This window comes from Motilimonas eburnea, from assembly GCF_021295345.1.
GTDB classification, from domain to species: Bacteria; Pseudomonadota; Gammaproteobacteria; order Enterobacterales; family CBDFNC01; genus Motilimonas; species Motilimonas eburnea.
The window spans coordinates 21,237-41,802 of record NZ_JAIMJB010000007.1; the positions used below are offsets into that span (position 1 = coordinate 21,237).

25 protein-coding genes are annotated in these 20,566 nt (G+C 45.5%); 7 read left to right on the plus strand and 18 right to left on the minus strand.

The annotated features are described in order from the left end of the window. Nucleotides 1-2: 2 nt before the first annotated feature. The 4 genes from frr to rpsB form a co-directional block, all read right to left on the minus strand. Nucleotides 3-560 carry a ribosome recycling factor gene (gene frr / locus K6Y21_RS08315; protein ID WP_233071379.1) on the minus strand — a complete coding sequence of 186 codons (558 nt, stop codon included), beginning with the start codon at nt 558-560 and terminating at the stop codon, nt 3-5. Between the two features lie 48 nt (nt 561-608). Continuing rightward, nucleotides 609-1,352 (minus strand): UMP kinase, encoded by a 744-nt coding sequence (pyrH, locus tag K6Y21_RS08320; protein ID WP_233071380.1) that lies wholly within the window; start codon nt 1,350-1,352, stop codon nt 609-611. Between the two features lie 71 nt (nt 1,353-1,423). Then, nucleotides 1,424-2,272: a translation elongation factor Ts gene (gene tsf / locus K6Y21_RS08325; RefSeq protein ID WP_233071381.1), complete on the minus strand. Its 849-nt coding sequence runs from the start codon at nt 2,270-2,272 to the stop codon at nt 1,424-1,426. A 102-nt stretch (nt 2,273-2,374) separates the two neighbouring features. Next, nucleotides 2,375-3,109: a 30S ribosomal protein S2 gene (rpsB, locus tag K6Y21_RS08330; protein WP_233071382.1), complete on the minus strand. Its 735-nt coding sequence runs from the start codon at nt 3,107-3,109 to the stop codon at nt 2,375-2,377. Between the two features lie 288 nt (nt 3,110-3,397). On the opposite strand from rpsB, the gene map reads away from it, so the two are divergent. From map to K6Y21_RS08355, 5 genes are all read left to right on the plus strand, one after another. Beyond that, nucleotides 3,398-4,198, plus strand: coding sequence for a type I methionyl aminopeptidase (gene map, locus K6Y21_RS08335; protein WP_233071383.1), 801 nt, complete (start codon nt 3,398-3,400; stop codon nt 4,196-4,198). Nucleotides 4,199-4,234: 36 nt separating this feature from the next. Next, a complete protein-coding gene (gene glnD / locus K6Y21_RS08340; RefSeq protein WP_233071384.1) occupies nt 4,235-6,847 on the plus strand; it encodes a bifunctional uridylyltransferase/uridylyl-removing protein GlnD in 2,613 nt (870 codons plus the stop codon). Between the two features lie 86 nt (nt 6,848-6,933). Then, nucleotides 6,934-7,527 (plus strand): septation protein A, encoded by a 594-nt coding sequence (locus tag K6Y21_RS08345; protein WP_233071385.1) that lies wholly within the window; start codon nt 6,934-6,936, stop codon nt 7,525-7,527. Nucleotides 7,528-7,529: 2 nt separating this feature from the next. After that, nucleotides 7,530-7,829: a YciI family protein gene (locus K6Y21_RS08350; RefSeq protein WP_233071386.1), complete on the plus strand. Its 300-nt coding sequence runs from the start codon at nt 7,530-7,532 to the stop codon at nt 7,827-7,829. 185 nt (nt 7,830-8,014) lie between these two features. Next, nucleotides 8,015-8,329: a ComEA family DNA-binding protein gene (locus tag K6Y21_RS08355; RefSeq protein WP_233071387.1), complete on the plus strand. Its 315-nt coding sequence runs from the start codon at nt 8,015-8,017 to the stop codon at nt 8,327-8,329. Here K6Y21_RS08355 and K6Y21_RS08360 read toward each other — a convergent pair. The 11 genes from K6Y21_RS08360 to ccmA form a co-directional block, all read right to left on the minus strand. After that, a complete protein-coding gene (locus K6Y21_RS08360; protein WP_233071388.1) occupies nt 8,322-9,377 on the minus strand; it encodes a response regulator in 1,056 nt (351 codons plus the stop codon). The two genes, K6Y21_RS08355 and K6Y21_RS08360, sit on opposite strands and share 8 nt — an antisense overlap. Next, nucleotides 9,370-10,125 (minus strand): MlaA family lipoprotein, encoded by a 756-nt coding sequence (locus K6Y21_RS08365; RefSeq protein ID WP_233071389.1) that lies wholly within the window; start codon nt 10,123-10,125, stop codon nt 9,370-9,372. Before K6Y21_RS08365 ends, K6Y21_RS08360 begins: the two co-directional genes overlap by 8 nt. Nucleotides 10,126-10,184: 59 nt before the next feature. Next, complete coding sequence (ccmI, locus tag K6Y21_RS08370) at nt 10,185-11,417, minus strand: c-type cytochrome biogenesis protein CcmI (RefSeq protein ID WP_233071390.1); 1,233 nt, start codon at nt 11,415-11,417, stop codon at nt 10,185-10,187. Beyond that, nucleotides 11,417-11,875, minus strand: coding sequence for a cytochrome c-type biogenesis protein (locus K6Y21_RS08375; RefSeq protein ID WP_233071391.1), 459 nt, complete (start codon nt 11,873-11,875; stop codon nt 11,417-11,419). Before K6Y21_RS08375 ends, ccmI begins: the two co-directional genes overlap by 1 nt. Beyond that, a complete protein-coding gene (locus K6Y21_RS08380; protein ID WP_233071392.1) occupies nt 11,876-12,412 on the minus strand; it encodes a DsbE family thiol:disulfide interchange protein in 537 nt (178 codons plus the stop codon). After that, nucleotides 12,396-14,357 (minus strand): heme lyase CcmF/NrfE family subunit, encoded by a 1,962-nt coding sequence (locus tag K6Y21_RS08385; protein WP_233071393.1) that lies wholly within the window; start codon nt 14,355-14,357, stop codon nt 12,396-12,398. Before K6Y21_RS08385 ends, K6Y21_RS08380 begins: the two co-directional genes overlap by 17 nt. Continuing rightward, the gene (gene ccmE / locus K6Y21_RS08390) at nt 14,354-14,848 is read right to left on the minus strand and encodes a cytochrome c maturation protein CcmE (RefSeq protein WP_233071394.1); all 495 of its coding nucleotides are present in this window, start codon (nt 14,846-14,848) and stop codon (nt 14,354-14,356) included. The genes K6Y21_RS08385 and ccmE overlap by 4 nt, the downstream gene beginning before the upstream one ends. After that, on the minus strand, nt 14,845-15,051 hold the full coding sequence (gene ccmD, locus K6Y21_RS08395) for a heme exporter protein CcmD (RefSeq protein WP_233071395.1): 207 nt from the start codon (nt 15,049-15,051) through the stop codon (nt 14,845-14,847). Before ccmD ends, ccmE begins: the two co-directional genes overlap by 4 nt. Further along, complete coding sequence (locus K6Y21_RS08400) at nt 15,051-15,791, minus strand: heme ABC transporter permease (RefSeq protein ID WP_233071396.1); 741 nt, start codon at nt 15,789-15,791, stop codon at nt 15,051-15,053. Before K6Y21_RS08400 ends, ccmD begins: the two co-directional genes overlap by 1 nt. A gap of 123 nt (nt 15,792-15,914) precedes the next feature. Further along, nucleotides 15,915-16,583 (minus strand): heme exporter protein CcmB, encoded by a 669-nt coding sequence (gene ccmB, locus K6Y21_RS08405; RefSeq protein WP_233071397.1) that lies wholly within the window; start codon nt 16,581-16,583, stop codon nt 15,915-15,917. Continuing rightward, entirely contained in the window at nt 16,580-17,230 is a 651-nt protein-coding gene (ccmA, locus tag K6Y21_RS08410; protein WP_233071398.1) for a cytochrome c biogenesis heme-transporting ATPase CcmA, read from the minus strand. Before ccmA ends, ccmB begins: the two co-directional genes overlap by 4 nt. A gap of 117 nt (nt 17,231-17,347) precedes the next feature. Between ccmA and K6Y21_RS08415 the strand changes: the two genes are divergently transcribed. Together K6Y21_RS08415 and K6Y21_RS08420 are read left to right on the plus strand one after the other, a co-directional pair. Beyond that, on the plus strand, nt 17,348-18,151 hold the full coding sequence (locus K6Y21_RS08415) for a hypothetical protein (protein ID WP_233071399.1): 804 nt from the start codon (nt 17,348-17,350) through the stop codon (nt 18,149-18,151). Nucleotides 18,152-18,181: 30 nt separating this feature from the next. Then, the gene (locus K6Y21_RS08420; protein WP_233071400.1) at nt 18,182-18,475 is read left to right on the plus strand and encodes an EscU/YscU/HrcU family type III secretion system export apparatus switch protein; all 294 of its coding nucleotides are present in this window, start codon (nt 18,182-18,184) and stop codon (nt 18,473-18,475) included. A gap of 32 nt (nt 18,476-18,507) precedes the next feature. Here K6Y21_RS08420 and K6Y21_RS08425 read toward each other — a convergent pair whose 3' ends face one another. From K6Y21_RS08425 to K6Y21_RS08435, 3 genes are all read right to left on the minus strand, one after another. After that, nucleotides 18,508-18,915, minus strand: a complete 408-nt coding sequence (locus K6Y21_RS08425) for a DUF2802 domain-containing protein (protein ID WP_233071401.1) — start codon at nt 18,913-18,915, stop codon at nt 18,508-18,510. Between the two features lie 3 nt (nt 18,916-18,918). Next, entirely contained in the window at nt 18,919-19,407 is a 489-nt protein-coding gene (locus K6Y21_RS08430; protein ID WP_233071402.1) for a chemotaxis protein CheW, read from the minus strand. 112 nt (nt 19,408-19,519) lie between these two features. Further along, nucleotides 19,520-20,476 carry a chemotaxis protein CheW gene (locus tag K6Y21_RS08435; RefSeq protein ID WP_233071403.1) on the minus strand — a complete coding sequence of 319 codons (957 nt, stop codon included), beginning with the start codon at nt 20,474-20,476 and terminating at the stop codon, nt 19,520-19,522. Between the last annotated feature and the right edge of the window lie 90 nt (nt 20,477-20,566).

Sequence of the window (20,566 nt, forward strand, 5' to 3'; positions counted from 1 at the left end):
GATTAGATTTCCATTAGTTCTTTTTCTTTTTGCGCTAAAATCGCATCCGCTTCTTTAATCGCAGCATCCGTTAGCTTTTGTACGTCATCTTCTGCTTTACGCTGCTCGTCTTCGCTAATTTCTTTTTCTTTTTCTAGCGCTTTCAGATCACTGTTAGCATCACGACGAATATTACGGATAGCGACACGGCCTGCTTCCACTTCGGCACGTACCACTTTGATCAGATCTTTACGACGCTCTTCGGTCAATGCAGGCAATGGAATGCGAATAACCGCACCAGCAGAGTTCGGGTTTAGACCTAAATCAGACGACATAATGGCCTTCTCAACAGCTTGGATCATGGCACGGTCAAACACCGTTACCGTCAAAGTGCGAGAATCTTCAGTGCTGATGTTACCCACTTGATTAAGTGGTGTATCTACACCGTAGTAAGAAACGGTAATGTTACTTAACAGGCTAGGGTGTGCACGGCCTGTTCTGATTTTTGATAGTTGAGATTTTAACGCCTCAATACTTTTACCCATGCGGGTTTGAGCATCATCTTTAATTTCGTTAATCACTGTATATTCCTTATAAAAATAGACTTGGCCAACTGACAGCCTAAATACTTATTCTTGTTCGGTACGAGGAGCTTGAATCACGGTGCCCTCTGTCTCACCCATCACAACACGGCGCAGGGCACCCGGTTTATTCATATTGAAAACACGAATAGGCAGGCCATGATCACGTGCTAGGGTAAAGGCGGCGAGGTCCATTACTTTTAGCTCTTTTTCTAATACAGTACCATAGTCAAGCTCATCATATAAAACGGCATCTGGGTTTTTAACCGGATCTGCGTCATAAACTCCATCAACTTTCGTTGCTTTCAATACGGCATCCGCTTCGATTTCAATGCCACGTAAACAAGCCGCTGAATCGGTTGTAAAAAACGGGTTACCTGTACCTGCTGAAAAAATCACCACTCGGCCCGACTTTAGTAAACTGATGGCTTCAGCCCAGTTGTAATCGTCACATACACCTTTTAATGGGATGGCTGACATTAAGCGCGCATTAACATAAGCACGGTGCAGTGCGTCACGCATGGCTAAGCCATTCATCACGGTTGCTAACATGCCCATGTGGTCGCCCACTACTCGGTTCATTCCGGCTTTAGCTAACCCTTCGCCACGGAATAAGTTACCACCACCGATCACCAACCCAACTTGCACGCCAAGCTCAATCAATTCTTTGATCTCATGTGCCATGCGCTCTAATACCTTGGCATCAATGCCAAAGCCTTCTTCACCCATTAGGGCTTCACCACTTAGTTTTAATAGAATTCGTCGATAGCTTGGTTTTGGATTGGTACTCATTTTCTGCGATTCCTAGTTGCAAAACAGCCGCAGCAAGGCTGCGGCTAATACTTATGATAAAAAAGTAGCGCTTACTTTTTAGAAGCGGCGATTTGCGCTTCTACTTCAGCAGCAAAGTTTTCTTCTTTCTTCTCGATACCTTCACCAACTTCTAGACGAACGAAGCCAGTTACAGTGATGCCTTTCTCTTTAAGAATTGCGCCAACTGTTTTCTTAGGTTCCATGATGAATGGCTGGCCAGTTAGTGCTACTTCGCCAGTGAATTTCTTCATGCGGCCTGCAACCATTTTCTCAGCGATTTCTTGAGGCTTACCTTCGTTCATCGCGATGTCGATTTGGATTGCGCGCTCTTTCTCTACCACTTCAGCTGGAACATCTTCAGGGTTGATGAACTCAGGCTTACTTGCAGCAACGTGCATAGCAATGTGCTTAAGTGAGTCAGCGTCACCGCTACCTGCAACAACAACACCAATGTTAGCACCGTGGCTGTAAGACGCTAATGCTTCGCCTTCTAGGTATGAAACGCGACGGATGTTGATGTTTTCACCAATTTTGGTTACTAGCGCAATACGCTTTTCTTCGAATTGTGCTTGTAGCTCTTCGATAGCAACTTGAGCAGCAGCAGCGGCATCAGCCACTTCATTAGCAAACTCTAGGAAGTTTTTATCTTTAGCAACGAAGTCCGTTTGACAGTTAATTTCAACAAGCGCAGCAACGTTACCAGCAGTCTTGATTAGGATAGCACCTTCAGCTGCGATGTTACCGGCTTTCTTAGCCGCTTTCGCTTGGCCGTTTTTACGCATAAATTCGATAGCGCCTTCCATGTCACCATTGGTTTCTTGAAGCGCTTTTTTACAATCCATCATACCGGCGCCAGTACGGTCGCGCAGTTCTTTTACTAGGGCAGCAGTAATTGCCATTTTGAGTTTCCTCAATTTTTAAAATAAGAATGAAAAACAGGGGCCGTTGGGCCCCTGTTAACCAAAAAATCTGGTTTGGTTAATAAGGGCGATGAGCCGTTATTACTCAGCAGCTTCTTCTACAAAGCCGTCTTCTTCAGCCTGTACAACGATATCTTGTTGACGACCTGCTTTTACTGCGTCTGCAGCAGAAGTTAGGTATAACTGTACCGCACGGATAGCATCATCGTTACCAGGAACAATGTAGTCTACGCCGTCTGGGTTAGAGTTAGTATCAACGATAGAAATCACAGGAATGCCTAGGTTGTTCGCTTCTTTGATAGCGATGTGCTCGTGGTCAGCATCGATGATGAATAGCGCGTCTGGTAGACCGCCCATCTCTTTGATACCGCCTAAGCTTTTCTCTAGCTTCTCAAGTTCGCGAGAACGCATCAGCGCTTCTTTCTTGGTTAGCTTGTCAAACGTACCGTCTTCAGTCTGAGTTTCAAGGTCTTTAAGACGCTTGATAGACTGGCGTACTGTTTTCCAGTTAGTCAGCATACCACCTAACCAACGGTGGTTTACGTAGAACTGGTCACAGCTTACTGCAGCTTCTTTAACTGCAACGCTTGCCGCGCGCTTAGTACCAACAAAAAGGATTTTACCTTTTTTCGCAGAAACGCCTGAAATGAAATCCAGTGCTTCGTTGAACATAGGTACAGTTTGCTCAAGGTTGATGATGTGTACTTTGTTACGTGCGCCGAAGATGAAAGGCTTCATCTTTGGGTTCCAGTAACGAGTTTGGTGACCGAAGTGCACACCAGCCTTCAGCATTTCGCGCATTGATACATTAGCCATGTTAAATTCCTCTTGGGGTTAGGCCTCCACACATCCCATAATTTCGACCCTAAACAGGCACCCCGAAACATGTGTCGATGTGTGTGTGTTGTTTAAATTAAGTTTGTCGGGATGATCGGAAGACGTTGGCATCAATTAGCCAAACTCTGTTTCAATGCAAATTCGTAATTTGACATTGCCAATTCCCGGCGCGCTTTATACCATACCTAGGACATAACCACAATCTGAGATGCATATTTGAGGGTAAAAACATCCTCCACGCCGATCTCCCAAATTTAAGAGAAAATCATGAGTGTAGTAATAAAAACAGCGGAACAAATTGAAAAGATGCGCGTTGCCGGTAGATTAGCAGCCGATGTTTTGAAAATGATAGAACCCTTTGTCGTTAAAGGTGTAAGCACCGAAGAGTTAAATCAAAAATGCCATGATTATATCGTTAACGAGCAACAAGCTATCCCTGCCCCTCTTAACTATCACGGTTTTCCAAAATCCATTTGCACCTCGGTCAATGAGGTCGTGTGCCACGGTATCCCAAACCATAAAAAGCTGCGCAATGGCGACATTATCAATATCGATATTACGGTGATCAAAGATGGCTATCATGGCGATACGTCGAAAATGTTTGTGGTGGGTGACACGAATCCCCTCTCAAAGAAACTGATCAAGGTCACTCAAGAATGTCTTTACAAGGGCATCGAATTAGTTAAACCGGGTATCAAACTGGGTGAAGTGGGCACGATTATCCAAGATCACGCCGAAAAGAATGGCTTTTCTGTGGTGCGGGAATATTGCGGTCATGGTATTGGTGAGACCTTTCATGAAGAGCCACAAGTATTACACTACAAGAGCAAATCTGATCCTAATGCGATGTTGGTATTAGAGCCTGGTATGATTTTCACCATTGAGCCAATGATCAATTTAGGCAAACGTCACACTAAGTTGGACAAAAAAGACGGTTGGACCGTCACCACTAAAGATGGCTCGCGCTCAGCGCAATGGGAGCATACGCTTTTGGTGACAGAAACAGGTTGTGAAATATTAACTTGGCGTGATGACGAGACCATTGCACAGGTTATTTCACATAACTAATTTGTTTTTTCACACGACATTAGGAGCAGTTGATTAATGCAGGCCACCGCCCCCCATACTTTTGACAGTTTAGCGCTAAAAGATATTAAAGCCTCCATGGCCAATTTTAATGCCCATCAGGCAGCGCGCTTTAGCCAAATGGATGACATTAGCGAGCTGGTCACCCAACGCTCCGATTACGTGGATCAGTTACTTTGCCAACTTTGGCAACACTACCTAACGGACGAAGCAGACTGTTTCAGCTTGGTCGCCGTGGGAGGCTATGGTCGCGGCGAACTTCACCCGAGATCAGACATTGATTTGTTGATCCTAAGTGCCGACGAATTAAGCCTCGAAACAGAACAAAAGATCAGTGCTTTCATTACTTTTTTATGGGATCTCAAGCTCGAGATTGGCCACAGTGTCCGCACGATTTCTGACTGTATTCAACTGGGGCTTGATGATATCACCATCGCGACTAACCTGATTGAAAGTCGTTTAATTAGTGGCCATCAGGAAACATTTACTGAGTTAAAGCGCCAATTACACCTACCCAATTTTTGGCCGTCAAAGTCATTTTTCAGTGCTAAGCGCGAAGAGCAGCGTAAGCGTCACCTCAACTACCGTGATAATGGCTACAGTTTAGAGCCTGATATCAAAAGTAACCCAGGTGGTTTGCGGGATCTACACACATTGTACTGGGTGGCTCGTCGTCATTTTGGCGCCGAAAACTTGCTTGAGATGACCATAGACAATTACCTCACCCAAGCGGAATATCGTGAGTTGCTGGAGTGTCAGAACTTCTTGTGGAAAATTCGCTTCGCACTGCACTTAGTGACTAAACGCAGCGACAATCGCTTGCTGTTTGATTATCAAACCGATGTCGCACAAAAACTGGGTTACATTGAGCAAGGGAACGGCGGCATTGAAACCATGATGAAGCAGTTCTATCGCACCATCCGGCGCGTTGCTGAACTCAATGAAATGTTACTGCAGCACTTTGATGAAGATATTTTGGGCAATGCAGACCACAACCCTATTGCCATCGATGAGCATTTTCAGCTTAAGGGGAATCGCATTGTGCTGATCACCCCGGGCGAGTTTTTCTACCGGCCCGAAAGCATTTTGCAGCTATTTTTACACATCGCCGACAACCCAGATATCAAAGGGATATACTCCACCACGTTACGCGAGATCCGTGAGAGTCGCCGTCGCCTAACCTATTGGTTACAAGATATTCCTGCTTGTAGGGAAAAGTTTCTCGCTTTATTAAAGCACCCCAGAGGCATGGGCTTACCACTGACCTTGATGCACAAATACGGCGTATTGGCGGCCTACATACCACAGTGGAATAAGATTTTAGGACAAATGCAATTTGACCTGTTTCATGCCTACACAGTCGATGAACACACCCATAGATTAATCAAGTATATTTACCATTACCCTACCGCTGAGTCTAAAGTCGACCACCCAATTTGCGGCGATTTGTTTCCCACCATCAAAAAGCCTGAGTTATTGTTTTTGGCAGCCATTTTTCACGACATTGCCAAAGGGCGAAAAGGAGACCACTCCGAATTAGGTGCTGTCGATGCATTGGCTTTTTGTGAATTACATGGATTAAGCGCCCATGATGCCCGATTAGTGGCGTGGCTGGTTAAACATCATTTGGTCATGTCGGTTACGGCGCAGCGCCGAGATATCCAAGATCCCGACGTGATCACTGAGTTTGCCCGCGTGGTACAAGATGAAAAGTATTTAAACTACCTATTGCTGCTCACGGTGGCGGATATCTGTGCGACGAATGATGACGTATGGAACAGTTGGAAGGGTGCCCTGCTCAAAGAGCTCTATTACCAAACCCAAAAAGCCCTGCGTCGCGGATTGGAAAAGCCCATCGACGTACGTAGCCGCATTCGTGATCACAAACAACAAGCCTTGAATAAACTATTGGCTCGCGCCTTCAATAGCCAGCAAGTTGAAACCTTATGGAAACGCTTTAAAGCCGACTATTTCTTACGCCATACACCATCACAAATCGCCTGGCACAGTGAATACATCTTGCAGCATCATGATCCAGATAAGCCCTTAGTATTAGTCAGTAAGCGCGCTTCTCGTGGTGGTAATGAAATATTTATATATTGCAAAGACACCTTAGATTTATTTGCTACCGTGGCAACGGAGTTATCCAATAAAAACCTCAATATTCACGATGCTACCATCATGAACAGTCGCGACGGATTTACCTTGGATACCTTTGTTGTACTTGAACCGGATGGTGAGCCTTTAGCGCTGGACCGCACCCTAGCAATCAAGCCCGCTTTAGAACAAGCCCTCAGTTATCCCGATAAAGTAGTGCCTCGTTGCCATCGCCTCTCGCGACAGAAAAAACAGTTTACGGTTAAAACACAAGTTAACTTTCTCCCCAACAAAAACCATCGAACCATGATGGAGCTCATCGCCTACGACACACCGGGTTTATTAGCATCCATAGGTGATGTGTTCCAGCAATTAGATGTTATGTTACACACCGCCAAGATCACGACCATAGGTGAGCAAGTCGAAGACTTTTTCATCATTACAACCGAAGAAGGTAAAGCACTTAGCGAAGCGCAACAAACGCAGCTAAAACAGACCCTCATCAGTGCCCTGGCAAGTAATGCTCATTCTTGACAATGTCTTAGACTGACTCCTAAACGTGATCATAAACCGAATTTGGCCACCTCAACGGTGGCCAAAATAACACTGAGCCTTAATTTTTGAGGATAAACCTCGTACACTATGAACTGTTTTATCACTTATATACCTTTGCCATGAACCCTGTGTCCGAGCTTGTCCCTCTCGCCATCTTTTTTTTAACGTATCAGTTTTATGATATCTACGTTGCAACGGGATCATTAATGGCAGCCAGCACCCTAATGATCATCAGTCAATTATTGAAATTTGGCCGTGTTGATAAAGTCAAGCTCATGACCTTTGCTATGATCATTGTTTTTGGCTCACTGACCTTGTTGTTCGAAGAGGACGCCTTTATTAAATGGAAGGTAACTATCATCTATGGTTTATTTGCCGCTGCTCTTTGGGTGGCACTTGTTGGATTTGATCATTGTCTAATCAAACACCTATTAGGTCGCGAGCTGAAGCTGTCCAATGCAGTTTGGTATCAGTTAACCCATGCTTGGGCCGTATTTTTTTTATTTTGTGCCTTACTGAACCTCTATATAGCTTTCTATTTACCCTTATCTATCTGGGTGAATTTTAAGGTATTTGGCTTACTCTCGCTCATGCTGGTATTTATTGCCGTCACGGGCTTATACGTTTACAAAAGCTTACCAACCGATAAAAAGGAATAAACATGTGGTACTCCATTTACGCAACCGACGTGGCTGATAGTTTACCCCTTCGTAAACAAGCTCGACCTGCGCACTTAGCACGCCTAGAGCAACTCAATGAAGCAGGCCGATTACTTGTTGCAGGCCCCTCTCCTGCCATAGACAGTGAAGATCCCGCTGAAGCCGGATTTACCGGCTCCGTCGTCATTGCCAAATTTGACAGTTTAGCAGCAGCCAAAGCATGGGCAGACGCGGATCCTTACGTCGAGGCAGGCGTTTACGCTCAAGTTGAAGTTAAACCGTTTAAGCTTGTCTTACCCTAAGCTTAGCCTTGCCCTCGTTAAGGGAGCCTAATTAGGCTTCCTTATCCTGCTTTTCGGTATAATCTCCTTGGTCCTCCCTTGCCTCTATTGATATAACTCACAATAACAAACATTAAAGACACATTTTCACAACGCCTGACTACGCTTAAGACTCAATTGACAAAAAAGTAAATAAGGTGACAACTATGAAGATTAAAACGCTACTTGCCGCATCTCTGTTCTCGTTATCAGCCATGACACATATGGTAGCCGCTGCCGAACAAGACCAAAATCAAAACCAAGTTGAGCAAGTAGAAACTCAACAAGCCGTGATCAATATCAATAGTGCAAACGAAGAAGAGCTAACCAAAATAAAAGGCGTTGGCGCTAAGAAGTCTAAAGACATCATTGCCTATCGTGAAAAAATTGGTCAATTCGAAACGGTTGAGCAATTAATGGAAGTAGAAGGCATTGGTCAAGGGATCTTAGACAATAATAAAGGGTTGCTGGCAGTTAAATAATGATGGCTTCACTGTCACTGATGGTCAATGTGATGCCGTCAGTGGCGCGGTTAGCTGCAGCAGTTTGAAAAGCGAGGGTAAGGGGTAATGTCATGGTGAGTTCATGCTGCTCATAGGGATAATCAGGTAATAACCCTAAGCTCAGATCACAATGGAGATCCCCTTCTGTCAGGTTTGACGCCCTCGCTTTTATCCCTGCATTGCTGTAAATGATACGTCTCGTTGCCGTGTTTAGCTGCATCTGCATCAAGCTTAAGGGGTATTTTAGCGTCATTGCTTGATACTGACGATTCAAATAGCTCAGCATTTGGCTCGGTGATGTTAAACGATACTGCTGATGTTTATGATAGTGGCGGTAGTTGTCGTTAAGAAGGCTTTTTAAGATAGCGAGGCTCACCGCGGCATCCGGCTCGAGGGGATCCACGCCAGCAACAAATAAACTGAGTTCGTGTTCTGATAGTTCAAAGTAAACCAACATCATACAGACGCTTTCACCCGTCACCACAAACTGCAAATAATCATGGATAAACCGACTGTTGCAGTTTAACTCCTTAATTAATAGGGTTGCGGCTTGATCATCACGACGAAAATAGGCCATGTGAGAAGTTAACTCTTGCTCTACCCCTAAGGCATAGCTGTGTTGCTCAAACACGGTTTTTCGTGGCTTTAACTCAAGCAGTATGGTTTGCTCTAGTGAAACCCAATGTTGTAACGGCTTAATAAAATAATCACTGGCGCCATTTTCGAGTGCTTCTGTGATGGCCTCCATGTTAGCAGCGGCAGAAATGACAATAATGGGTACTTGCTGTTGTAAACCTAAGATGGCCTTGATCACTTGCTGACCATCCATGACGGGCATACCTAGATCACATAGCACAAGGTCGGGCAGCACATCATTAATCAGCTTCAGGCCATCAGCGCCATTATCCGCTTGAGCGACAATCGCGCCTCTTTGCTGCAAAAACTGAACTAACTGATGGCGAAACACGGCATCGTCTTCAATGACAACGAAGGTAAACGCGGCAAAGCACGGCTCGCACTTACTCATTCATAAACTCTTCTAGTTCTTCGTCAGATAAGGCGGGCCCAATGGGATCAACATAAGCCTCACCATGAACCCGAAAGTTTACATTTTGAATATAGGCATCACGCACAAAGATATATGGATCCAGTGCTTGCTCGATCAAGGGATCACTGTCGAGGAGCTGCGCGCGTTTGTAAATGGAATCTGCGCCCCACCGTAGCAAAATTTCAAAATAACTCAGCTCGGTATAGGGAAAATAGAGCTTATCAACGATGTCGCCCACTAATTCACGTGTTGTCGTTGGGCCATAAAATGGCACCATCAAATATGCGCCATGGCCGATTCCCACTTGGCTCATGACGGCCTGAAATTCAGCTCGATCACGCTCTAATCCGCCGTAACTTGCCACATCAAACAGCCCTGCTAAACCAAATGTTGAATTTACGGCAAAACGCACCACACTGGCTAAGGAGGCCTCCACGTCTAACATCAGTAGGTGGTTAACGGCGCTGGAAGGCTCGTCAAAATTCAGCACAAAATTATTCACAGCCTCACGGCCGCCATTAGGAATATAGTTAACGTAAGCTTTAGTCACAGGTAAGTACAGGCTCTGGTCGACACGGTAATTGAAGTCCCAAAACGAGCGGTTTAGGCCTTCAAAGGGGTCGCTTACAGACCCATCAGAAGTGGTTTTTGAGGCATGAGTGAAACTGGCAAAACACATTAATGCCAACCCAATAAACATCCAAAACCATACGCGTTGGACTTTCATTTTCATGCCTCAGCAATCAATTGATTTCTATTTGTAAATGTAGCAAAACCAATTAAGAATTACATCTTAGTATCAACGACGATTGTAATAACGCTGCTTTCTCCAGCGGCCACAACCTGACTTTGCCCTTCCCATTCACCGCTAGCTGCCGACACATTTTCATCCATCGAGACCCGCGCTTTAACAATGAAAGCACTTTGCTGGCTTAACTTAAGCTCAGGCACCATGGCATCAGCGTCCGATAAGGTGATTGTGACGGGAAAGCGGCCCAATGGAATTTTCTTTGCCGCTAGGGGCATCTTAGGCCCATCTACCATTTGCGCAAACACAAATAAATAGCCTTTCTCTGGTAAGCTGACTTGCTCGTCTAATGTCACGGCGACTTGATAACTCACCCCTTGGCTGGCATCGGAGGTCACTTCATCTTGTGCTGCCAACTGCTCCTTAGCATAGGCGATACTACTTTGGACCATGTTGTAACGCTCACTATTTGGCTCAAGGAAAGCAAGCATGGTTTGCCAACGGCTGATCGCGGTCGCAAAGTCATTTTGCTGCAGGGCCATAAAAGCATAAACCGATAGGGCTTGTAAGTTGTTTGGCTCCAATCCTACCGTGGCTACAATTAAGTTTTCGGCTTGTTTCACTTTGAGGGGATCTTCGGTTTGTAACAAGGCTTGAGCAAAAGCCACTCGCACAGCGCTGTCAGTTGGCGAGAGTCGATAAGCTTGACGCAACGCATCTTCCGCCATTTGGCCATCACGCAAAGCAAAGGCTAATCGACCTAGCATCAACCAGCCTTGACTATCAGAGGGTTGATTGGCGAGGTGGGTGCGTAGTGCTAAGATAAAGTCATCCACTTCTTGCTTAGAGGGCGGTTGGCCATTGGCCATGGTCATTTTTTGCTGCAACGTCTCATAATTAGCCATCACCGATTGCCAGTGAGTCACTTGTTGGCTTGAGCCGTATTGCCAATATAAACCAATACATAAGGCAAAAAACAAGACGATCCCGGGCGCAATTAATGCAACCAAATTCACTTTTTTGACTTGTTGTTCTGCCTCTACCACATCTTCGAGCAAGTTCTTTTGTAGCTCGGTTAACACTTCATCTTGTTGCTTGATTAAGCCTTGGTCTACGTCTTGCTCAATCTCTTTTACACGACCTTGATACAAGGTTTTATTTAAGCTATCTCGATCTTCTTGTTGTACCTGGCGGTTCTTTAAAGCAGGTATGACTAAAGACAAGCTAGCAATGGCTAACAACAATATACACAACAGCCAGAATAGCAGCATTAGTCTTTATCTCCGTTTAAAATACGCGCTAGCTTCGCCTGTTCAGCCGTATCCATCTCTGGGGCTGAATCCACTTTTTTAACCACTCGGGTCTTGTGCCATAACACCACTAAGCCGCCAAAGACAAAAAACAAAGGCCCGAGCCAAAGGAAAATAGTGGCCGGTGTCATTGGCGGATCATAGGTAACAAAGTTGCCAAATCGGGCGGCCATGTAATCGACCACTTGATCTCGGTCTTTTCCTTGTTTGACCAATTCGTAGGCTTTTTGGCGTAAATCTTGTGCTAAAGGCGCGTTAGAATCAGCAATGTTTTGGTTTTGACATTTAGGACAACGTAACTCTTTCGTTAGCTGTTGAAATAGCACCTCTTGTTCTTTGCTATCAAATTCATAAACCTGAATGGCTGCTTGGCTAGCAAAACAGAGCAATGAGGTAATGATTAACATGACGATACGCATCTATTTCAGCTCCTTAAACATAGGCAATAAGGTTTGCTGCCAAACTTGATCATTCACATCGCCCACGTGGCGATACTGGATCACCCCTTGGCTATCAATCAGGTAGGTTTCCGGCGCACCATACACGCCCAAATCGAGGCCCAACATGCCGTCTTTATCATATAGGCTCACCTGATACGGGTCGCCAAGCTGCGTTAACCAGCCGATGGCTTTTTCTCGATCATCTTTGTAATTAAGGCCAACAATATAAATGCCTTCGGCCGCTAACTTATTGAGGTAAGTATGCTCGGCGTAGCAAGTTGGACACCACGTTGCCCACACATTGAGCAACATTGGCTTGCCTTTAAAAATCGAAGCATCATGTTGTATATCTTGCTGATAAAGATCTTGCAAAGTAAAGGTCGGCACCGGCTGACCGATCAAGGCCGACTCTAACTTGGAAGGATCAGAGTACAGCCCTTTAAATAAAAACACGACCGCAACCAAAAACACCATTAAGGGTAACAGTAATACCCACAATTTAGATTTTTGCTGCATGTTGGGCTCCTTTTGATGCAAACCGATAGCGCTTATCCAACATCATTAACACACCGCCAAATGACATGATCAATGCGCCAAACCAAATCCAACGAATAAAGGGTTTGTAGTAAATGCGCAATGCCCATGCTCCATTGTCTAACTGCTCACCTAAAGCGGCATAGAGGTCACGGGTAAAACCCGCATCGATGGCAGCTTCCGTCATCACATTACGCTGAACACGATAAAAGCGTTTTTCGGCGCGCATCGTGGTGACATAACGTTCGTCTTTTTCAACCTTCAAAACCCCTGTGTGGCCGTCGAAGTTAGGCCCATTTAGTGCTTCAACACCTTCAAAGGTAAATCGATAATGCTCAAATTCGACTTGATCGCCTGGCACCATGCGTACATCGCGTTCAATACTGAAGTTTTGCGTCATGGTGATGCCGATGACCATCACAGCAAAGCCAATATGCCCCAATATCATGGCCCAATGGCTAATACTAAGCTTAAGTAAGCCACTCACAAAGGCGTGGCGATGTGTCGCTCGTAACCAGGTTTCTTGTAACGAGGTGACTATCACCCAAGCGCCAAGAAAACACCCCAGCATAGCTAGCCAAGTCAACTCAGGCGCAAAGGCATATAAAAATAACGCCGTGATGCCAATTGAAACCAGTAAGCTTAACAATAAAGGCTGTAAAAGCTCTGCCCCTTGCTGCTTCTTCCAGCGCACCAGAGGGCCGATGCCAAGTAGCACCATAAAGGGCACAATCAGCACCGTAAAAATACGGTTAAAGAAGGGCTCACCAATCGAAATACTGCCCAAGCCAATTTCTTTGTGCACCAGAGGCAATAAGGTGCCCAGTAACACCACGATCAAAGCGGCCACCAATAATATATTGTTACTGAGTAAGAATGACTCACGCGACAATAAGGTATAAGTGCCACGACTTTTCACCGCATTGGCTTTAATGGCATAGAGTAACAAGGACCCACCTATCACCATGATCAAAAAGCCGAGAATAAATAATCCTCGCTCAGGATCACTGGCAAAGGCGTGAACCGAAACCAACACCCCTGAGCGCACCAAAAAGGTACCGAGCAAGCTCAGTGAAAAAGCAGAGATAGCCAGTAACACGGTCCAAGCCTTAAACACACCGCGCTTTTCAGACACCGCTAAAGAGTGAATTAATGCGGTTCCCACCAGCCAAGGCATAAAAGAAGCGTTTTCAACCGGATCCCAAAACCACCAGCCACCCCAGCCGAGCTCGTAATATGCCCACCAGCTTCCTAATGCGATCCCTGCAGTGAGAAACACCCAGGCAGCCATGGTCCAAGGTCTTGACCAACGAGCCCATGCCGAGTCCAAACGCCCCTGCATTAACGAGGCGATCGCAAACGCAAAAGCAACCGAAAAGCCAACATACCCCATATACAGCATAGGGGGATGTAAGATTAAGCCAATGTCTTGTAGCAATGGGTTTAAGTCACGACCATCAACGGGAAAGTAAGGTAAGGTTCGCTCAAACGGATTGGACGTGATGATCACGAACAAATAGAAGCCCACCCCCAACATCCCCATCACAGCAAGCACACGTGCAACCGACTCCAATGGCAAGTTTTTACTTAATAGCGCCACTGCTGCGGTCCAGCCGGCTAGGATCAACATCCACAACAGCAGTGAGCCTTCGTGAGAGCCCCACACGGCGGATATTCGGTAATATAAAGGCAGCTCTGAGTTTGAATGGGAGGCGACATAAGCCACCGAGAAGTCATTAACGATGAACGCATAGGTTAAACAAGCATATGACAAAGCCACAAATAAGAACTGGCAAACGGCAAGGGTTCGAGCGCTGTTCATCAGCCCCGCATGGCCCGTATGGGCGCCCCAAAGAGGATAAAAACTGAGCAGCACCGATAATCCGCAAGCGATGATTAAGGTAAATTGGCCTAATTCAGGGATCATTGATTACCGCCTTGCAACTGCGCTTCGGTGTACTCAGGTTTAAAGTGCTGGATGCCCTTCAACGACTCCGCAATTTCGGGCGGCATGTACTCTTCATCATGTTTAGCTAATACCTCAGACGCAGTGACAGTGTGAGAGTCCTTTAGTACTCCCATTGCCACGATACCCTGCCCTTCTCGGAATAAATCCGGCAAGATACCGTCAAACTCAACGGTGACAAAATCTCCGCCCGCGTCATAAAGTTGAAAGCTGACTTTCAAACTATTCTGATCTCGTTCTACCGAGCCGGGTAACACCATGCCGCCGATACGTAATCGTTGTCCTACCTCTGGTTTAACTAAATCTTTGCCTTTACCTTGAACTAATTCCGAAGGGGTGTAAAAAAGGTCGATGTTTTGCGACAAGGCATAAAGTACCAATCCTACCGCGCTGCCTAAGCCTAAAACGATGGCTAAGATAGCGCCAAGGCGTTTCTTGCGTCTTGGGTTCATAACGTGTTCTCCATACTACGGGCCGCCTTAATACGTTTATTACGCTCGATATTGCTGCGCACTTGTTGCAGGATCCGGCGGCGAGTTAGGCGCGTATCGACAATAATCCAAACCAAGCTAGTTAAGCTGACACCAAATGCAAGCCACACATAAAAGCCATATCCACCCATGGCTAAAAAATCACTCAGGCTAGTAAATTCCATTATTTCTCCTGCATTACTAGTGCTTTAACCCAAGGACGGTGGCACTCTCTTTGTAAGATTTCATTACGAAAGCGCATTAACATCAAGGCGCCAAAAAAAGCCTTAAATGCCAATAGCATGATCAACAAGGGCCACAACATCGATGAATCAATCGAGGGTTTTGCAAACTTGGTGATAGTGGCGCCCTGATGCAGCGTGTTCCACCATTCCACCGAATAATGAATAATCGGGATGTTCACCACCCCGACCAAGGTTAATATGCCCGCTGCGCGTCCCGCCAATACCTTATCGGAAAAGGCGTTATATAATGCGATCACGCCCAGGTATAAGAACAACAAAATCAACTCAGATGTTAATCTTGCATCCCACACCCACCAAGCGCCCCACATGGGCTTTCCCCACGCAGCACCGGTGAACAGAGCAATAAAGGTAAACACCGCCCCCACCGGCGCCATGGCTGCCACAGCCATATCCGCAAGGCGAATTTGCCATACCAAACCGATAAAAGCCGCAATGGCCATGCTGGTGTAGGCACCCATCGACATAATGGCTGATGGCACATGAATATAAATAATGCGAAAGCTGTCGCCCTGTTGATAATCCGCTGGCGCAAACGCGAGCCCCCATACCAAACCAACAACAAATGAAATTGAACAAACCGCGACAAACCAAGGAACGAGCTTTCCTGCGAGTTCATAGCTTGTTTGAGCTTTTGCATAAGGGTGTAACCACTTCCACATATTCAATAATCTCTTTTTTTATTATTGGGCCAACCTTGCCCATTTCTTATTAAAAACAACATACCCAGTTAGTAATATCTGCTCTGTCACTTTTCATGCTTATGACGTATGTCAATCATGGCGTTAACTGACGCTCACCCTTAAGGCTGCGGCCACAGCAAACGGCGCTAGCGTGATGGAGGCAATAGACATCGCCCCCAAGATAGCTAACGGACCAACAAAAGATTGATTAAAACTCGCCGCATCTATTGCCATGGTTGAAAAAATCAAAACAGGAATACACAAGGGCAGCATAATTAAGCTTAAAATAATGCCGCCTTTACGTAAGCCTACCGTGAGCGCCACACCAATGGCACCAATAAAACTCAGCACAGGTGTGCCTATTAACAAAGTCAGCAACACTGCCCAATAGGTGGTTAAATCCAGTGATAACAAAACAGCAATTAAGGGAGAAATCAAAATTATCGGTAATCCCGTTAATAGCCAATGGGCGATCATTTTTGCCGTGACCAATAAAGGTAATGGATACGGGCTTAACATCAATTGCTCTAGCCCTCCGTCACTAAAGTCATCCTTAAACAATCGCTCTAAAGACAACAAGGACGACAACAGCGCGGCTACCCAGATAATCCCCGGTGCAATACGCATTAATAATTGGGGCTCCGGCCCAACCCCTAACGGAAATAAGGTGATCACTATGATAAAAAACCAAAGCGGGTTAAACACATCAGCAATACGACGAAAAGCCGTTAACAGTTCACGACGTAGTACCTGATAGAATGCATTACTCATAACCCATCTCCTGAGTACATTCTGTCTAATTCTGGTTTGACCATAGTAAGCTTAGAAAAAGCATCAGAGGGCAGAGCTAAATCTTGGTGTGTGGTTAACAAAATCATACCACCGCGCTTTGCATGCTCTACAAATAACTGCTCCAACACCTTCACACCATTTTTATCAATAGCAGTGAACGGCTCATCCAAGATCCATAATGTCGCTGTTGAGATCCATAACCTAGCCAAAGCAACTCGACGTTGTTGCCCAGCCGACAATTGTGCTGCGGGTATATCTTCTAGGCCAACGAGGCCAACTTGGGCGAGAATGGCGTATAAATCACCTTGAAAGTCTGGCTCGAACATTTGCTGGTAAAAATACACATTTTCTAGTGCGCTTAATTCTGGTTTTACACCACTGTGATGCCCTAAATAAAGCAATGCCCGTTGGAAGCGTTCACGATCATCCAAGATAGCTTGACCCTGCCAAAAAACCTGACCATGATAAGGGGACATAAGACCAACTAACAGCCTGAATAAACTGGTTTTACCTACTCCGTTAGGGCCTTCAACTTGAATGATTTGGCCTGGCGCTACGGTTAGGTTTAGGTCTTCAAATAATAACCTGTCTTCTCTCACGCAACTGAGGGACTTTGCTTCCAGCATGGGTTACGCACTATGATGATAATTGGATGCGGATAATAGCATACAAAATGCAACGGATTAACCTGTGTTGGCGCTGTTTTCCTCTGGTTTTACCGAGATTTCATTTCAGGATTGATGATGGTTCATAAAATTAACCACAGTACTAATACGGTTAAATCAGGGCTTACGCCGTCAAATAAGCCCGCTCAAATAGCCAAAGACGCATTAACCCCCACCCCATCGAATCATGGCCATAACGGGGCTAACGTTAACTTAGGGCAAGCTGGCATTGCCCCCACTCTCGCGGCCCAAGTAGCCAATTTAATGCAAATAATCATTACATTAGACCCAGCAGCGTCAACCAAAATACACTCATTATTAGGCCAATTACTGCCGTCATCCCCGCAGCAAGTGTTAATACTGCTTAGCCACTTACTCAGCCACCCTAAACACAAGTTCCAAGGCATGTTGTTACTGTGGCTCAATCTAAAAAAACAATCGGCATTACCATCAAACATAACGACAGAGCTGAGCCAGCTGATTGAAAAGATGCAGTTAAAACACCTTGATAATGCCAATCAACAGATCTGGCTATTACAGTTACCATGGTGGCTTGATCACCAATTAAAGCCATTACAACTTAAGCTGGTAAAACCTAAATCCAAACAAACTAAACGAAAGTGGCAATTGAAACTCAAGTTACCCACTCAAAAAAGTGAGATGTTAGCTGATTGCTGGCTCGATGAAAGTGACATCGACATTAAGATTTACTGCGATAATCAGACCGACCTTGAACAAGTATGCCAGCATGCTCCATTACTGATTAACCAGCTTAATCAGGCTGGCTTGAGCGCCCATTGCCAACATTTTATGGGACAAGTACCCAGTGACTTAGTCGCTGAATTTGATGACAACCGATCGGGTTTCGACATATTAGTGTGAAAAGCACACAGATTAGGGAGGCTTTAGTCAGTGAAAAAGTCCATTTCCATTAGCTACAATTCAAGCCAAGGTGCACCTACCATAGAGCAAAAAGTGTCAGGTGCGGCAGCAGAGCAACTCAATCAAGCCGCCCAAGAAGCGGGGATTCTATTACATCAAGATGAGCATTTAATGAGTTTGCTAGAAAGCTTGGAGCAAGGTGAAGAAATACCTGAATCACTTTACGTGCTGATGGCCGAATTAATCAGCTTTTCCTATTTACTGCAGGGGAAATTTCCTGAGCATTGGCATAAAGATGGCAACCCCATCGAACTTGAAATTTAATAGCCCCATGGTAATGAGGCTAACCATTAAGATTAAGACTTGCCATGCAGGCGAATTAAGAGCTCTGCTTCCGCTTTAGGCAGCTCACATTCGTTCATTAACTCGTCAAGACCTGCACCTAGGGCGACCATCTTAACGGCTCGGCTATAGAGTTTGTTCTCTGGCGCCAGGTCCACTATTTCTTGCTGCTTTTCAATGGAGTCTTTTAATTCTCGCTGCAGGCCTTGAAAACGTTTTCCTAAGCCAACCGAGCCGGTATGAAGCTCAACAATTTGCTTATTTAAACTCTCTTTGGACTTATCGAGATCTTTGACCACCTTCTGCAAGGCCAATATCTTCCTCGCCTGTTTCTTGGTGGTCAGCACAGTCAAAATGAGGGCGATTAAGGAAACCAATAAGGCAAGCCCGCTTAGGCTTGCCAATACAATAGGATCTAGCATGTCTTACAGCGCACTCATTTCATCCCATTCTTCATCACTTAAGAGCTTATTCAGATCAACAAGAATTAGCAGCTGGCCATCGCGATTGCTGACGCCTTGAATAAATTTGGCACTTTCTTCTGTTCCGACATTCGGTGCAGTATCGATTTCCGATGCTCTTAAATACACCACTTCGGCAACGCTATCGACCATAATCCCAATCACTTGTTTCTCAGCTTCAATGATCACAATACGAGAGTTATCACTGACTTCAGAAGGACATAAACCAAAACGCGAGCGAGTGTCTATTACCGTTACCACATTACCGCGCAGGTTAATGATCCCGAGTACATAATCGGGAGCACCAGGAACCGGGGCTATCTCGGTGTAGCGTAAAACCTCTTGTACCTGCATAACATTGATGCCGTAGGTTTCATTTTCAAGCTGAAAGGTTACCCATTGCAAAACTTCGTCTTCAGACACATTCTCAGCCACATTTCGTTGTTCACTCATCCGCTTTCCCTCTAACCTAGAATATCGTTACCTAACATAAAATTAGCACGACACTGATAATAATGATGTAAAAACTGTTCTGTTATACAAAATATTTGATAAAAGACCTTTTTTATACGCCTTCTATGTTTACCCCGCGTGATAATAGTTTCACGAGTTCACTGACATGCAGTAAAGCACACATCTTCTTCTTGACCATCCCCGCCAGCCAAGGACGTTTGCCTTCTTGATTGCGCCACTTGACTTGGTCTTTAGTTAATTTTTCAGTACCAATTAAACTACAGCAACTTAATCCCCATTGGGTATCGCCGAGCAATATGAGGTATTTATATTCCACCTCTTGCGGTGCACTCTCTGTCATCACCCATTTGGCAGTATCGACGACATTGAGTTTCTTATCTCGTTGAGTCATGATGCCCGAGAACCAAGGCGGTTTGCCAAAAAGGCTCGTCACACCATCAATTTTGTGGATCCCGCCTAGCTCCGTCAACATCACCGCAAAAGATATGCCTGCAACTTCAAAAAATAGCGCCTGAAATTCCTCTTCTGGCTCGATATTTTTCCAACCAGACGACATATTGGGCGGGGCAGAAGCGACGTCGACATCAGTCTGCTCAGTTAATTGCACCTCTTGGGTAGCGAGCACTTCGGGTTCAGGTTCAGGTTCAGGTTCAGGTTCAGGTTCAGGTTCAGGTTCAGCAAAAACCAGTTCATCAGGCAATACCGCGCCCATTGATACTAAGCTACCCAGTTGATCGTCTACTTCCTCTAAGAGTGAATCAACCGACAATGTAGGCTCAGCTTGTTTCTCAGGTAAGGGTTGCAGCGCCGGTTGCTCGGGTTGCGCCACGTTGTCCAATAAACGTTGAATGTTACCCTCTTGATGCGAAACCGGACTGACATTCACTGGGACATGAACTGGTTTAGGCGTCGCAGGATGGAGCTCACTGGCTTGCGCCTGTGACAACGTCTGTTGCGGATCCTGGCGCTCAGTAGGCTCCATTTTAGGCTCATCCAGTAGCGCAGAAAAATAACGCTCCATTGCATCTTCATTGGGCAAACGACTCATTTTTTTAGCCTAATTCCTTTCATCCATATCGCATCATCTCAGTGTTGGTCGTGATACACCCGCGAGGGGCCACACGTGCAGCCTGTGTTA

Bases quoted from the DNA above. Each gene is read 5' to 3' on its own strand.
- pyrH (WP_233071380.1), bottom strand. From the start codon at position 1,352: ATGAGTACCAATCCAAAACCAAGCTATCGACGAATTCTATTAAAACTA.
- K6Y21_RS08380 (WP_233071392.1), bottom strand. From the start codon at position 12,412: ATGCAGCAAAAATCTAAATTGTGGGTATTACTGTTACCCTTAATGGTG.
- K6Y21_RS08425 (WP_233071401.1), bottom strand. From the start codon at position 18,915: ATGCTAGATCCTATTGTATTGGCAAGCCTAAGCGGGCTTGCCTTATTG.
- K6Y21_RS08430 (WP_233071402.1), bottom strand. From the start codon at position 19,407: ATGAGTGAACAACGAAATGTGGCTGAGAATGTGTCTGAAGACGAAGTT.
- K6Y21_RS08375 (WP_233071391.1), bottom strand. From the start codon at position 11,875: ATGCGTATCGTCATGTTAATCATTACCTCATTGCTCTGTTTTGCTAGC.
- K6Y21_RS08350 (WP_233071386.1), top strand. From the start codon at position 7,530: ATGTGGTACTCCATTTACGCAACCGACGTGGCTGATAGTTTACCCCTT.
- glnD (WP_233071384.1), top strand. From the start codon at position 4,235: ATGCAGGCCACCGCCCCCCATACTTTTGACAGTTTAGCGCTAAAAGAT.
- ccmE (WP_233071394.1), bottom strand. From the start codon at position 14,848: ATGAACCCAAGACGCAAGAAACGCCTTGGCGCTATCTTAGCCATCGTT.
- K6Y21_RS08365 (WP_233071389.1), bottom strand. From the start codon at position 10,125: ATGAAAGTCCAACGCGTATGGTTTTGGATGTTTATTGGGTTGGCATTA.
- K6Y21_RS08435 (WP_233071403.1), bottom strand. From the start codon at position 20,476: ATGAGTCGTTTGCCCAATGAAGATGCAATGGAGCGTTATTTTTCTGCG.
- tsf (WP_233071381.1), bottom strand. From the start codon at position 2,272: ATGGCAATTACTGCTGCCCTAGTAAAAGAACTGCGCGACCGTACTGGC.
- K6Y21_RS08355 (WP_233071387.1), top strand. From the start codon at position 8,015: ATGAAGATTAAAACGCTACTTGCCGCATCTCTGTTCTCGTTATCAGCC.
- K6Y21_RS08385 (WP_233071393.1), bottom strand. From the start codon at position 14,357: ATGATCCCTGAATTAGGCCAATTTACCTTAATCATCGCTTGCGGATTA.
- ccmB (WP_233071397.1), bottom strand. From the start codon at position 16,583: ATGAGTAATGCATTCTATCAGGTACTACGTCGTGAACTGTTAACGGCT.
- K6Y21_RS08415 (WP_233071399.1), top strand. From the start codon at position 17,348: ATGGTTCATAAAATTAACCACAGTACTAATACGGTTAAATCAGGGCTT.
- ccmA (WP_233071398.1), bottom strand. From the start codon at position 17,230: ATGCTGGAAGCAAAGTCCCTCAGTTGCGTGAGAGAAGACAGGTTATTA.
- map (WP_233071383.1), top strand. From the start codon at position 3,398: ATGAGTGTAGTAATAAAAACAGCGGAACAAATTGAAAAGATGCGCGTT.
- ccmD (WP_233071395.1), bottom strand. From the start codon at position 15,051: ATGGAATTTACTAGCCTGAGTGATTTTTTAGCCATGGGTGGATATGGC.
- K6Y21_RS08360 (WP_233071388.1), bottom strand. From the start codon at position 9,377: ATGAGTAAGTGCGAGCCGTGCTTTGCCGCGTTTACCTTCGTTGTCATT.
- rpsB (WP_233071382.1), bottom strand. From the start codon at position 3,109: ATGGCTAATGTATCAATGCGCGAAATGCTGAAGGCTGGTGTGCACTTC.
- ccmI (WP_233071390.1), bottom strand. From the start codon at position 11,417: ATGCTGCTATTCTGGCTGTTGTGTATATTGTTGTTAGCCATTGCTAGC.
- K6Y21_RS08400 (WP_233071396.1), bottom strand. From the start codon at position 15,791: ATGTGGAAGTGGTTACACCCTTATGCAAAAGCTCAAACAAGCTATGAA.